The organism is Pseudoalteromonas sp. Z1A6 (assembly GCF_011378745.1).
Lineage (GTDB): Bacteria > Pseudomonadota > Gammaproteobacteria > Enterobacterales > Alteromonadaceae > Pseudoalteromonas > Pseudoalteromonas arctica.
Genome location: NZ_WTKW01000081.1, coordinates 1 through 14,037, shown reverse-complemented (window position 1 = coordinate 14,037; position 14,037 = coordinate 1). Strand labels below are relative to the sequence as shown.

13 protein-coding genes are annotated in these 14,037 nt (G+C 41.1%); 9 read left to right on the top strand and 4 right to left on the bottom strand.

Translation table 11 applies throughout. The annotated features are described in order from the left end of the window. Window positions 1-355 precede the first annotated feature (355 nt). Window positions 356-598 (top strand): YdcH family protein, encoded by a 243-nt coding sequence (locus GQR46_RS07385; protein WP_165740579.1) that lies wholly within the window; start codon window positions 356-358, stop codon window positions 596-598. Between the two features lie 62 nt (window positions 599-660). Here GQR46_RS07385 and GQR46_RS07380 read toward each other — a convergent pair whose 3' ends face one another. Both GQR46_RS07380 and GQR46_RS07375 read right to left on the bottom strand, forming a co-directional pair. Next, complete coding sequence (locus GQR46_RS07380; protein WP_165740578.1) at window positions 661-1,017, bottom strand: antibiotic biosynthesis monooxygenase; 357 nt, start codon at window positions 1,015-1,017, stop codon at window positions 661-663. Next, window positions 1,017-1,847 carry an SDR family NAD(P)-dependent oxidoreductase gene (locus GQR46_RS07375; protein WP_165740577.1) on the bottom strand — a complete coding sequence of 277 codons (831 nt, stop codon included), beginning with the start codon at window positions 1,845-1,847 and terminating at the stop codon, window positions 1,017-1,019. The genes GQR46_RS07380 and GQR46_RS07375 overlap by 1 nt, the downstream gene beginning before the upstream one ends. A 267-nt stretch (window positions 1,848-2,114) precedes the next feature. Here GQR46_RS07375 and galE point away from each other — a divergent pair, with 267 nt between their 5' ends. The 7 genes from galE to glpD all read left to right on the top strand — a co-directional run bounded on the left by galE (window position 2,115) and on the right by glpD (window position 11,132). Continuing rightward, window positions 2,115-3,128: a UDP-glucose 4-epimerase GalE gene (gene galE / locus GQR46_RS07370; RefSeq protein ID WP_165740576.1), complete on the top strand. Its 1,014-nt coding sequence runs from the start codon at window positions 2,115-2,117 to the stop codon at window positions 3,126-3,128. A 1-nt stretch (window position 3,129) separates the two neighbouring features. Beyond that, window positions 3,130-4,194, top strand: coding sequence for a UDP-glucose--hexose-1-phosphate uridylyltransferase (locus GQR46_RS07365; protein WP_165740575.1), 1,065 nt, complete (start codon window positions 3,130-3,132; stop codon window positions 4,192-4,194). Beyond that, the gene (galK, locus tag GQR46_RS07360; protein ID WP_165740574.1) at window positions 4,184-5,332 is read left to right on the top strand and encodes a galactokinase; all 1,149 of its coding nucleotides are present in this window, start codon (window positions 4,184-4,186) and stop codon (window positions 5,330-5,332) included. Before GQR46_RS07365 ends, galK begins: the two co-directional genes overlap by 11 nt. A 19-nt stretch (window positions 5,333-5,351) precedes the next feature. Next, a complete protein-coding gene (locus GQR46_RS07355; protein ID WP_165740573.1) occupies window positions 5,352-6,356 on the top strand; it encodes a Gfo/Idh/MocA family oxidoreductase in 1,005 nt (334 codons plus the stop codon). Window positions 6,357-6,385: 29 nt separating this feature from the next. Continuing rightward, window positions 6,386-7,711, top strand: coding sequence for a dienelactone hydrolase family protein (locus tag GQR46_RS07350; RefSeq protein WP_165740572.1), 1,326 nt, complete (start codon window positions 6,386-6,388; stop codon window positions 7,709-7,711). 204 nt (window positions 7,712-7,915) lie between these two features. Beyond that, window positions 7,916-9,412, top strand: a complete 1,497-nt coding sequence (glpK, locus tag GQR46_RS07345; RefSeq protein ID WP_032826852.1) for a glycerol kinase GlpK — start codon at window positions 7,916-7,918, stop codon at window positions 9,410-9,412. A gap of 214 nt (window positions 9,413-9,626) precedes the next feature. After that, window positions 9,627-11,132 (top strand): glycerol-3-phosphate dehydrogenase, encoded by a 1,506-nt coding sequence (gene glpD / locus GQR46_RS07340; protein WP_165740571.1) that lies wholly within the window; start codon window positions 9,627-9,629, stop codon window positions 11,130-11,132. Window positions 11,133-11,211: 79 nt separating this feature from the next. On the opposite strand, the gene GQR46_RS07335 is transcribed toward glpD, so the two are convergent. Together GQR46_RS07335 and GQR46_RS07330 are read right to left on the bottom strand one after the other, a co-directional pair. After that, window positions 11,212-12,162, bottom strand: a complete 951-nt coding sequence (locus GQR46_RS07335; RefSeq protein WP_165740570.1) for a 2-dehydro-3-deoxygalactonokinase — start codon at window positions 12,160-12,162, stop codon at window positions 11,212-11,214. A gap of 3 nt (window positions 12,163-12,165) precedes the next feature. Beyond that, complete coding sequence (locus GQR46_RS07330; protein ID WP_165728300.1) at window positions 12,166-12,924, bottom strand: SDR family oxidoreductase; 759 nt, start codon at window positions 12,922-12,924, stop codon at window positions 12,166-12,168. A 186-nt stretch (window positions 12,925-13,110) separates the two neighbouring features. Here GQR46_RS07330 and GQR46_RS07325 point away from each other — a divergent pair, with 186 nt between their 5' ends. After that, the gene (locus tag GQR46_RS07325; RefSeq protein WP_165728301.1) at window positions 13,111-13,812 is read left to right on the top strand and encodes a FadR/GntR family transcriptional regulator; all 702 of its coding nucleotides are present in this window, start codon (window positions 13,111-13,113) and stop codon (window positions 13,810-13,812) included. Window positions 13,813-14,037 lie beyond the last annotated feature (225 nt).

The following is a 14,037-nucleotide window of genomic DNA, read 5'->3' as shown; positions in this document are numbered from 1 at the left end:
TATTGAATCATGGTGATATTTAAATTTATTTTCTCTAGCCAGAGATTCCTTGCAGCTTGAGCAATAATATCGAACCCTAAGCTTTTTACGAGTAGTTAATACTCCTATTTAGGCTGTATACCCCAACAATAAATTATTGACCTCTAAAGTACATGCGTTTATTGATCGCTCTATTAAATACTTTAGTGAAATACCTTACTGAGCAAAATAAACAGATTGTTTGCGCTACATCAAATTAGCGGCTCAATGGTTGAATTATATCTATGTAAGCCCCAGTGTATTATATGAAAGGCAGTAATTCACTTATACAACTCACTTACTTGTGAGCTCATTTATATCCTACTAAGGAGCGAATATGTTAGGCGAAGACCACTCACTCACTAATGACTTTCCAGAGTATTTAAATACCATTGCCAAGCTAAATGAAAGCGATACTGAGTTTGCAAAAAAAGCAGATAAGTACGATAAGCTAGACAAAGAAATTAGAGTGTTAGAGCTCAAAGATGCGCCCATAAGCGATGAGCAAATGCATCAGCTAAAACACGAACGTACAGAATTAAAAGATTGGCTATACGAGCGTTTGCAGCAAGAGCAGTAATGCCACTAAAAAAAGAGCTCACTGATGAGGTGAGCTCTTTAGAGCAACAATGGGTATTTTTTCTAAAACTTTACAAAACCACCTACTGGTTTCATAAATACAGTGCTTAGGCCTGCAAAGGCTTGCGCAAACTCTTTTGATAGTTGACTAAATACCGTTATTTTATCCATATCAACTACGCTTAAAAATAGTGGGCCACTTTTGTCCCAACCAGCAAGGTGCACTTTAGCAGCATCTTCATCTTGGTAACGCTCGTAAATATGTACACTGCGTTTGTCTTCACTTACTGTCCACTCATACATTAAAGTGCCGGCTTCACTTTTAGCCAAAGCAACTAATTGCGCCATTATCAATAAAAATTCATCGTATTTACCTTCTTTAATTTGGCCTTGTACTGTCCAGGTAACATGATTTTTCATTATGCTTTGCCTAATTTAAGTTGTGCTAAAATACTGTCTAACGTATCTACTAGTTGTTGATTTTTAGCATTATTAAGTGCATCAACATGAGGAGGCGCAAAGCGTCCTGTATCGTTATCAAAATACAGGCCTGCGGCATCTTTAAATTCATCACTGAGCGCTGCGCGACAAAAAATATTTGCGCCAATTTTTAAATCCCCGCCATCTATACCGTAAGCGTCTTTTACCATTTTACTTCCCAGTAACGATTTAGGGTTTACCGATACAACTAATGGCCCAGTATCTTTAAGCTCAAGCCCTAAATGACGTGACCACATAGTAATAGCCAATTTACTTTGTGCATAAGCCGCACTATCAGAAAGTTCAGTGTTACCTATAAGTGCATTTAAGTTAACGCTTGATTGCGCAGCTGATGACACATTAACCACTCGCGAATCATGACCAAGAACAGGTAACAATAGTTTTGTAAGAAGATATGGCGCAATCGTGTTTACAACAAAGCGAGCATCAAGGCCGTCAATTGTTGTAGCATCAACTAATTGATAAACGCCTGCATTATTAATTAGCACGTCGAGCTGGTTATTATTTTCGGCCAAGTCGGTTAATACAGTTTGTGCCAAAGTTTGAACTTGGCTCATATCGCTTAAATCAGCAATATAAGTGTGTGTACTCGCATTTGGGTATTGTTCGGTTAAAGCTGTTTGTAGCGCATTGAGCTTTGCTTGGCTGCGGCCATGTAATAATACGGTGTGACCTTGTGCTAATAACATCTTTGCAGTTTCTAGCCCAATGCCATCGGTAGCACCGGTAAGTAAAATTGTTTTGTTCATGTTGATCTCTCCTTACTTTATTTTCGCTATATTAGCCCCCCGGCTTACTGCTGATAATTAGGCCAATAGTTGAATCAGTTTATATAATTAATTGATAAAGCTAAGCCTATGTTAGTTAATATAAAAGCATTCTTTTAAAAGGCAGGTGAGTGTTTAAGCTGAATGTTTTTTATGCTTTTATTTGAATTACCCAGTAATCATAACTATTGTTTTTAAACCCCCTTAATAGTAGTATTTATCATATAAATACACTTTTCGAGAAATAACATGAAAGTTTTAGTTACTGGCGGCATGGGTTACATAGGTAGCCACACATGTATTGCATTGCATGAAGCAGGTATTACGCCTGTTATTTATGATAACTTGTCTAATGCAAGTGCGCGGGTACTTGACCAACTCGAAAAGATTACAGGTACTCGGTTTGAGTTTATTTTGGGCGACATACAAGACGAGCAACAATTTAAACTCGCCCTAAAACATACTAAAGCCGAAGCTGTTTTTCACTTTGCGGCTTTAAAAGCCGTTGGCGAATCTACCGAGCAACCGCTGCGTTATTATCAAAATAATGTGTCGGGCACATTAAGCATGCTACAAAACATGCAAGATGAAGGCGTTAACCATATTATATTTAGCTCATCGGCTACTGTGTACGGCGAGCCAGACTACCTCCCTATTGACGAAAAGCATCCTATACGCGCAACTAACCCTTATGGTTGGACTAAAGTCATGGTTGAACAAGCCATGCAAGACGTATGTAATGCCAACAGTCAATTTATGGGTATTGCGCTTCGTTATTTTAACCCAGTAGGTGCACACCCAAGTGGTTTATTAGGTGAAAGCCCTAATGGTATTCCTAATAACTTAATGCCATTTATTGCTCAAACTGCAGTAGGCAAACGCGACGTGGTTAATATTTTTGGTGGCGACTACGACACCGAAGATGGCACAGGCGTGCGCGACTATATTCATGTTTTAGATTTAGCGAAAGGTCATGTTGCGGCATTTATGCAGCATAAAACAGATACCGCCTTCCATGCTTACAACCTAGGCACAGGGCAAGGTTATTCTGTGCTTGATATGATCAAAGCATTTAGCGCATCAGCCAATAAAGATATTCCTTATCAAATTGCACCGCGCCGAGCAGGTGATATTGCCTGTAACTACGCCGATGCCACAAAAGCGCAAAACACACTTAACTGGCACGCAGAACTAACACTTAGCGACATGACAAATGACACATGGCGCTGGCAAACTAATTACCCAAGTGGGTTGGAGAGTTAATATGGCTTTATTAGAAAGTACTCACAGACGTAAAAATCCGCTAACGGGTCGTTGGGTATTAGTGTCACCACATCGTAATAACCGCCCATGGTTAGGCGCAACAGAAGCCGTTAACGAAAACGTATTACCAAAACATGATGACAGCTGCCCACTTTGCCCAAGTAATACCCGTGCAAATGGCGACAGTAACCCTGATTACAAATACACACACGTATTTAGAAATGACTTTGGCGCATTAACGCCTAATGCCAGCGAGCAATTACAAAGCTTAGAATCAGACAGCGATTTATTTATTGCCGACGAAGCCAGTGGCGAATGCCGCGTAATTTGTTTTTCTCCAGAGCATAATAAAACACTACCAGAGCTTAGCCAAAACGCATTGCACGAAGTAGTAAAAACCTGGAAACAAAATTACACAGAGCTTGCACAGCAGTACGAATGCGTACAAGTTTTTGAAAATAAAGGCGAGATCATGGGTTGTTCGCAACCTCATCCTCACGGCCAAGTATGGGCTCACTCGCATTTATCAACCGAAATAGAAGCCGAAGATAACCAGCAGCTTGCCTATTATAAAAAGCATGGCACAGCCATGCTTGCCGATTACGCGCAAAAAGAACAAGCAGATCAAACACGTGTTGTATTTGAAAACGAACATTGGCTTGTTGTTGTGCCATTTTGGGCAGCGTGGCCGTTTGAAACAATGCTAGTAACTAAAGACAATATTCAAAACTTTAGCCAGCTAAACGATGCGCAAACCGACTCTTTGGCTCAGGCACTTAAAGTATTAACCACTAAGTACGACAACGTATTTAATTGCAGCTTCCCATACTCAATGGGATGGCACAATGCACCGGCTAACAGAGGCTCTGATGAGCAACATTGGCGTTTGCATGCACACTTTTATCCGCCGCTACTTCGCTCAGCTACCGTGAAAAAACACATGGTTGGCTACGAAATGCTAGGCGAAAGCCAGCGCGATTTAAGCGCAGAAACCGCCGCTTCTATTTTACAAGCAGCCAGTACCACACACTATAAAGATACAGCAGGACACACAGATGAAGCTTAACGAATTCCAACAACAATTTTTGTCACTGTATGACGTGCCTGCTCAAGGTATTGCAGCCGCTCCAGGGCGTGTAAACCTAATTGGCGAATTTACCGACTACAACGACGGTTTTGTTTTACCGTGCTCGTTAGAGTTTCGGACCCAAATAATGTTTAAAGAGCGCGACGATAACATTATCACTGTGCATTCTTTAAATTACCCAGGCGAAAAAGACAGCTTTAGTGTTGATGAAGCAATCACTGAAGGCCAATCGCAATGGGGTAACTATATTCGTGCCGTGTCATTTGTATTAAAGCGTGCGGGCCATACTTTACGCGGCGCCGATTTACTTATCGACAGTAACTTACCGCAAGGCAGTGGCTTGTCATCATCGGCAGCACTAGAAGTTGCTGTTGGCGGTATGTTTAACCATATTGCACAGCTTGGTTTAAGCGAAGAAAAAATTGCACTGCTAGGCCAAGAAGCCGAAAACGACTTTATGCATTGCCAATGCGGCATTATGGATCAGCTTATTTCAGCTAAAGGCGAAAACGGTCATGCGCTATTAATCGACTGTGAAAACCTAGCGACTAAATCAGTAAAAGTACCGGATGATTTAAATATTGTTATTGTTAACTCTAACTACCCGCGTAAGTTGGTTGATAGCGAATACAACCAGCGCCGTATTGATTGCGAACAAGCAGCTGTAAAAATGGGTGTAAAAACACTTCGCCAAGCAACCATGACTGGCCTGCAAGCAGTAAAAGCGACATTAAGCGAAAACGAATATAAACGTGCACACCACGTAATTAGCGAAAACGACCGTGTAATTGCAGCAACTACTGCACTACAAAATAATGATATGGATGCACTTCGTACGCTAATGGCTGCATCGCACCAATCACTTAAACACGACTTTGAAGTAACCGTACCTGCAACCGATGGCTTAGTAGAAATTTGTAAAGAAGCGATGGGCGAGCGTGGCGCAGTACGTATGACGGGTGGCGGCTTTGGTGGTGCTATTGTATGTTTGTGTCGCGATGCGGAAGTACCACTAATTAAAGCTGCGGTAGAAAAGCATTACTTTGAGCGTTTTAGCCTAAATGCTGATATTTACGTATGTTCAGCAGGTTCAGGATTACAAATTACGTCTTTTTAAATAAACTTAAGGAATAAGCATGGCAAAGGTTAATTGGGGAATTATTGGGTGTGGCAATATAGCTCACACCTTTGCTAAAAGCATTGCGCATTGTAGTGATGCACAGCTTATTGGCGCGGCTTCAACGAGTATGCAGCGCGCTAAAGAATTTGCCACACCGTACAATATTCAAGGCTACGAGAGCTATCAAGCACTTATTCAATGCCCAAACATTGACGCTATTTATATTGCCAATACGCACGATCAACACTTTAAAACAATAGCCCAATGCTTAACACACAATAAGCACGTGCTAAGCGAAAAACCAATTACCGTTAATGCTAAGCAATTGCAAAACCTCACTGAGCTTGCAAAACAACAAAACTGCTTTTTAATGGAAGGCGTTTGGATGCGGTTTTTACCAGCCATAGTAAAATTACAACAGCTCCTAAGTGAAGGTGTTATTGGTAATGTGCACAGTGTTAATGCCAACTTTAGTTTACCTGGCAGCTTTGCCGACACTCACCGATTAATGAACCCTGTAAAAGCCGGTGGCGCCCTGCTCGATTTAGGTATTTATCCTATTTCGATTGCTGATCTGGTATTTAATAAAGCCCCTGAACATATCAAATCCTTTGTACATAAAAGCACAACCGGCGTTGATGAGCGAAGCACTGCTATAGTTGATTACGGTAACGGGCAATTTGCATCTCTTGCTAGCGCACTGCAGCAAAATGGCCCAACAGAAGCATGTATTAATGGTGAGCTTGGCTATATTCGAATACCTCAGTTTGTAGGTGCAAAAACGCTAGAGCTACACATAAACGACCAAGACCCGCAATACTTTGAATACGACTTTAGCGACGATGAAAATTTTAAGTTTGAAATTGCACATGTCACGCAGTGTATATTACAAAAACAAACCCAAAGCAGCGTGTTGCCCCTCGGTACTAGCTTACGAGTTATGAACATAATGGATACCTTACGAGCACAATGGCAGTTGCAATATAGCAATGCCGTCGAGTCGGCTGAACTGACTAATTAAAAAATAAAAATACACAACAAGGACACACAATGACACACACACTCAAGGCGCTTTCAAAAGCTATATTACTCGCTACGTGCAGTTTATCTGCCAGTGTAGCTGTTGCTGAATCTAATAAACCAGAGCAGCTATACCCGCCAATCACTAGCGAAGTACTCCCAGAGCTTGCAGCTAAAGGTAGCTACAATGTAGGTGTGCAAACACTTGATTTAGTTAACCCTGCGCAATTTGACCCCGCTACACAAGGCCAAAAAGATCGTCCTTTAAAAGTAGAGGTGTGGTATCCGGCTGTAAACACAGCAAAAGCGCCACTTACCAGCTACACAGATGAAACTCGCTCAGGTAAAGAGTTTACTTTGCAAGCCGATGCAATGCGTGATGTCGCCATTAATAATAAAGAACACTACCCTGTGATAGTGCTTTCGCACGGTTATACCGGTTACCGTACAATTATGTACTACCTTGGCGAGCATTTAGCGTCGCACGGTTACATTGTGGTAGCTATTGATCATACTGACTCAACCAATGCCGATGTTGATTTTAAAAACGCGCCATTCTCTGGCTTTTTTAGCACGCTTATAAATCGCTCACGCGATCAGCAGTTTGTTATTAATTACTTTAACGAGCAAAAAAACTTTGCAAGCAAACAAGTAGATAACAAAAGCGCTGGCGTAATTGGTTACTCAATGGGTGGCTATGGCGCGGTAAATACTATTGGTGGTTGTTACGCTTTTAATGAGCAAACTACGGCTATGTTTACGGGTATGAAAGACCCAGCCCAAATTAAAAAAGTACAGCAATTACTAAACAGCTGCGCTGGTGGGCAATACCAAAACCCAAAAGTAGACCCGCGTATAAAAGCGATGGTGGCCTTTGCACCATGGGGCGGACAGCACGCTATATTTGATGCCAAAGCAATGGAAAATATTAAAGTACCTTCGCTTTATGTAGCCGGTAACTTAGATGACATTTCAGGCTACGAAGGCATTAAAAGTCTTTATGAACAAACAGGCAGCAAAGATAAGTACATGCTTACTTACAAAAATGCACGCCATAATATAGCACCACACCCAGCCCCTGCTATTGCACAAAGCAGCAGTGAGCTAGATATAGGTCATTACTACGAGCCTTCGTGGTCTATGCGCACACTAAACGAAATCAACAAACACTTTGTACTTGCCATGATGGATTGCCACGTAAAAGGCATAGCCAGCGAGTGTAAATACTTAGATTTACCACAAAACGGCGACCAAGCTGTTGTTGATGGTAAGCCGCTGCCACAGTGGCGCGGGTTTGATAATCGCTTTTCTACCGGTATGGATTGGCAACAAGCTAAACCTCACACCAAGAAATAATAAGCTTTAAGCGGCTGTTTTAATCAATAGCCGCGTACGCCCTTAAAATAATGCAAAAATAAAACGCCTTTTATATAAAAGAGTTACCAGAAAATATTAGCGTGTTTATTTTTTAATCTGCTATTTTAAGAAAAAACCATTGCCATTAACTTCGGTTAAAGGCAATCTAGTCATATATAAGATAAGATAAATAACACAAATATCATGTCCAAATACATACTCTCAATTGATCAAGGAACCACAAGCTCTCGGGCCATCTTGTTTACAAAAGATGCAGACGTTTTTGGTACAGCACAACAAGAATTTTCGCAGCATTTTCCACAAAATGGTTGGGTAGAACACGACCCTAACGATATTTGGCAAACAGTGCTTAGCACTAGTCGCGAAGTGTTAACTAAAAACGATGTAAAGCCTGAAGAAATTATTGCCATTGGTATCACCAACCAGCGCGAAACCACTTTAGTGTGGAACAAAAAAACAGGCAAAACAATTTATAACGCTATTGTATGGCAAGACCGCCGCACCAGTGATTATTGCGAAAGCCTAACAACTGATGAGCTTTGCCAAACGATAAGCGAAAAAACAGGCTTATTGCTCGACCCTTATTTTTCGGCCACTAAAATTCGTTGGATTTTAGATAACGTTGAAGGCGCACGCGAACAAGCCCTTGCAGGTGAGCTCGCCTTCGGTACGGTTGACACTTACCTACTTTGGCAGCTAACAGGCGGCAAAGAGCACCGCACCGATGCAACCAACGCGTCACGCACCATGTTATTTAATATTCACACCCAGCAGTGGGATCAAGAGCTTCTAGAGTTATTCGATATTCCAGAATCTATGCTGCCAGAAGTAATGGATTCAGCTGACGAGTTTGGTTCAACCAGTGCTGACATTTTTGGCGCGCCAATTCGTGTTTGTGGTATTGCAGGCGATCAGCAAGCTGCGCTTGTAGGACACGCATGTTTTGAACAAGGCATGGCTAAAAGTACTTACGGTACTGGCTGTTTTTTAATGCTTAACACTGGCGAAAAAGCACTGACCTCAGAAAACCGCTTATTGACCACTGTTGCTTATAGATTAAACGGCAAGCCAACTTACGCCATTGAAGGCAGTATATTTATGGCTGGCGCAACTATGCAGTGGATTGTTGAAGGCTTAAAACTACTTAGCCATGCTGGCGAAAGTGAATCGATGGTTAAAGATGTACCGCTCGATCATGGTGTATTTTTAGTGCCTTCGTTTACGGGTTTAGGTGCTCCTTATTGGGACCCTAATGCACGTGGCGCTATTTTAGGGCTAACACGCGACTCCGGTATTAGCACCATAGTTGCCGCAGCGCTGCAATCAGTTGGTTACCAGACCAAAGATTTACAAAAAGCGATGGAGCGTGATGGTCTTCGCCCAAGTGTGCTTCGTGTAGATGGCGGTATGGTAAAAAACAATTGGGTTATGACCTTTTTATCAAACATTTTAGGCGCAACAGTTGAGCGCCCAACTGTGACCGAAACCACTTCTTTAGGCGTAGCATATTTAGCTGGCTTACAAACAGGTGTGTACGAGTCGACTGAGCAGTTATCTAAAATGTGGACATGCGACCGTCGTTTTGAGCCAACCATGAGTGCCGACGAGCGTAACGATCTATACGCAAAATGGCAGCACTGCGTAGCTCAAGTATGCTTAACGAATAAAAACTGCCCATAGTAAATACTAAGTGGTTAAGGCTAATACTTTAACCACTTTGCTTTTTTAACTTAGCTAAATGCTAGATTTAAAAAGCATGCTTTACTGCTTTAAATTGAAAATGGATTGGCGTCAAAATTAACGAATAAAAATCTGGGTTTTCTATTGTCAAATGAAAACAGCAGCTTTATGATGCTTATGTCTTATTTATATTACAAATAAAAAGGTTAGCTCGGTGGAATTAGCAGATAACGAATATGACTTACTAGTCATCGGTGGCGGTGTAAACGGCACTGGAATAGCAGCTGATGCAGCAGGCAGAGGATTAAAAGTACTCTTGTGCGAACAATCAGACCTTGCCTGTGCAACATCTTCAAACAGTTCTAAGCTGATCCACGGTGGTCTGCGCTACCTTGAGCATTACGAATTTAGATTAGTAAAAGAAGCCCTAGCAGAGCGAGAAGTGCTACTTAAAAACGCACCTCATATTATGTGGCCGCTAACCTTTAGATTGCCGCATCAAAAGCATTTACGCCCTGCGTGGATGATTCGCATTGGTTTGTTTATGTATGACAACCTAGCGAAACGCGAAACACTAGCGGGTTCTCGAAGCATTAAATTTGGCGAAAATAGTGTTTTAGAACCCTCTATTACCAAAGGGTTTGAATACTCTGATGGCTGGGTTGATGATTCTCGCTTAGTCGTTTTAAACGCCCTTGCAGCGCAGGAAAAAGGCGCCGTTATTACCACACAAACTAAGTGTGTAAATGCTAAACGTGAGCAAGGTAAATGGCAGGTAACGCTTGAGCAGCAAAAGAGCAAAGCTAAATACACCATTTCTGCCAAAGGCATTGTTAATGCTGCGGGTCCTTGGGTAGCTAAATTATTTGATGAAGCCCTAACAGAAAAATCACCACAAAATATTCGCCTTGTAAAAGGTAGCCACATTGTAGTGCCTCGCATTCACGATGAGAAACAAGCTTATATTTTACAAAATAAAGATCAGCGTATTGTGTTTGTTATTCCGTTTGAAGATGACTTTTCGCTTATTGGCACAACCGATGTAGAACACAAAGGTGAAGCACAAGACGTTAAAATTAGTGATGAAGAAATTGATTACTTAATTGATATTACTAATACCTACTTTAAACAACCGATTAAACGCGAAGACATAGTACATACCTTTTCAGGCGTACGCCCATTACTTGATGACGAATCAGTTAATGCACAAGCCGTTACTCGCGATTATAAATTAGAGCTTTCGAGTGATGCTAAGCAAACACCTCTACTGAGTGTGTTTGGTGGAAAAATTACCACTTATCGTAAACTAGCTGAAGCCGCAGTTAATAAGCTTGAAGAATTTTATCCACAAATGAGCGAAGCATGGACTAAACATAGCTCACTTCCGGGTGGTGATTTTAGCTCGGTAGAAGCGCTTAAGTCAGAACTTAAAGCAAAATATAACTGGCTACCTGAAGCAACACTTAAACGCTTTGTACGTACTTATGGTACTCGTGCTAAAAACATACTCGGTAGCGCAACCGGCCTTAGTGATTTAGGTCAGGATTTTGGCCAAGGTTTATTTGCAGCAGAAGTTGATTACTTATTAAATGAAGAGTGGGCAGAAAACGCATACAATATTTTATGGCGTCGGAGTAAGTTAGGACTTCGCTTCAATGAAGCACAAGTTACTACACTTAATCACTACATTGATAACAAACAAGCAGCTAAAAGCGCTTAGCTAAATTATATAGCTGCTTTTAACTGCAGCTATAATGATTTCCCGTAACCCCTTTATAATTTAACCGTTATAGAGGGGTTTATTTTTTTGACTCTAAATTAAATAAGTAATTAAAGCCGCTTAGTGTGGCTGCTTTTATATCAAACTCAACACACTTAACACCAATTTGTTTAAGCGCTGTGGTAAAACACTTATTAAGCTGCTTTGTGCCAATCACCACAACTTGTGTATCACTTAATAATTGCCACTCGCTTGCATGGCGAGCTGCTCGTACATCACTGCCAATTAATACACCCGACAAATAGGCTTTAGCTTGTACTGGCGTTAACTCCTTTGAAAGCTGGCGTGTACGCACACTAAAAATACCATGTGCCAAGTTACCGCTATCACTACCTAAAGTTAGCTCACAGCCTTGCTCAAATGCTTTAAAGTCAAACTCACCTTCTGCACAGTCGTTAGGAATTAAAACACTTTGGTGACATAACAAATCATATAACTCGCCGGTCATGGCTGTTTTAAAGCAAATAATTTCGCCGTTGTTTATAAGTACCCATTTAGTATGTGTACCAGGCAAACATAATAATATTTTACCTTGTTGATACTGTGGATTTTGTTTTAAAAACCCTAAAATTTGCAGCTCTTCGCCGCGCATTACATCAAACAAGCCGTTTTGCAGCGTACACTTTGTGCCAGGTAACGCTTTAATAATATGTCCATCGCAATCAAAGCTAATAGCCGCATTAAGGAGCTCTTCGGGATTAATTGGGCATTCTAAATAAGGGGTTTTGTGCCAGCCGATGCTTGAGGTAATTTGCCCTGCAATATATATAGGTAAACTGCCATATTCTTGCTTCCACACTGCAATGGTGTCGATTAGGGTTTGCTCAAAATTTTGATTCGCCTTAACAACGCCAGGGCCATCACGTTGTGCTAATAATTTAAGTGTTGATTGCGCTTGTACTTCGCACAAATAAGCACGTAAATGGCTCGTGCCCCAGTCAACAGCAATAAAAAGAGATGAATTAGCCAAGCTTTAAAGCCTCCCACCGTCGATTTTAATACTCTGCCCGGTGATCATACTGCTTTCATCGGCGGCTAAAAAGAGTGCCAAATTAGCAACATCTTCAGGTGTTACTAATTTTTTAAGCGCCATGGCTTCCATCCACTTAACTTGCTCTTCTTCGGTAAACCAACTTGCTAGTTGACGGTCGGTGGCAACCCACCCTGGTAAAATAGCGTTAACGCGAATACCAAACTCTCCATAATCGCGAGCCAATGCCTTAGTCATACCAATCAACCCTGCTTTTGCTGTTACATAACCGGCCATTTGTGGCTGGCCCATAATCGCGTTAATAGAGCTAAAGTTAATGATACTGCCCGCCTTATCATCTTTCATAAAAGACATAGCAACTTGAGAAGCAAAAAAAGCAGGGTTTAAGTTTATTTGTAAGCACTGATCCCAGTCTTGCACTGTAACGTCTTCGCTTGCTTGCCGGCGGTCGTTCGCTACATTATTAATTAATATATTTATTGCACCAAAAGCGGCGCATGCATCTACAAGTGATTGCTGAAGTGCATGCGAGTCAGTAACATCCACTTGTCTGTACCATAATTTGGCATCGGGTAATTCGCTAATAAGCGACTGTGCAGCCTTATCATCAATATCAATAAACGCTACTTTTGCATTTTGGTTTACAAAGGATTTAACCATTGCTCTGCCAATGCCTGATGCACCACCGGTAATAAAAACAACTTTGCCAGAAATACTATGATATTGAGCTAGGGTGTCCAAATTAAACTCTCCAAACAACAACTTACAATAGTGTTTTGCTTATTAAAAACGCCAATAGACGTTATAAAGAACCAAAACGCTGTGCTAAAATAATTAGCCAATTAAAACTTTATATCATATCCTTAAGTACATTAATATGATATATGATATATAATAAAGCAATATATCAACTCGGAATCCTGCGCAATGAAAAGCCAACCTCGTCAAAATTTAACACAACAATTAACCCACGATTTGGGCTTTGCTATTGTGCGTGGTGTTTACCCTGTAAGCGAAGGCCTGCCTTCTGAAGCCGATTTATGTATAAAGTACGATGTGAGTCGCAGTGCTACTCGCGAAGCGGTAAAAATGCTCTCTGCTAAAGGACTTATTTCATCTCGTCCTAAGCAAGGTATTCGCGTACTACCAGAAAGTAGCTGGAATATGTTTGACACCGACGTACTGCGTTGGATTTTAAGCAGTAAGCCATCTTTATCATTATTAAAAGAGTTTACTCAAGTACGTGTCGCGCTTGAGCCACAAGCAGCCGCGCTTGCAGCAGTAAATGCCACTGCTGAACAGCTAGCTGAAATTGATAACGCCTTAGCTCGTATGGCTGAAGCTGACGAAGGCTTAGACGACCCACTAGAAGCTGACATTGCTTTTCATACCAGCATATTAGTGGCCAGTAATAATCGCTTTTTTGTACAGTTAACTGAGTTTATTAGTACTGCGCTTAGAGTAAGTATTCGCTACACAAACCACATTAAAGGTGTACCGGGCGCAGACGTGGCTAAACATGCTGATATTTTAGAAACCATAAAGTCACGCGACCCTGAACGCGCAAAAAAAGCAGTAGAAACAATTTTAGAAGAAGCACTACAGTTAATTGAATCTAAATTAGTTTAATGCAACTTTAGCTAAGCATATTTTATAAATATTAAGTCCATCAAGTTTACTCTTTGCAGTACATTCGATGGACTTTTTTATTACCTATAAGGCTTAAATTATACCAATTCGCTTAATTAAGTGATCTATTTTGAGGATGAAAAAACGTGTTGATAGCTAGGCAAAAAATTCGCTATTCAGTTGTTCTAAATGAGAATTTTTTAACGCAGGTAGCGACACGTTTAG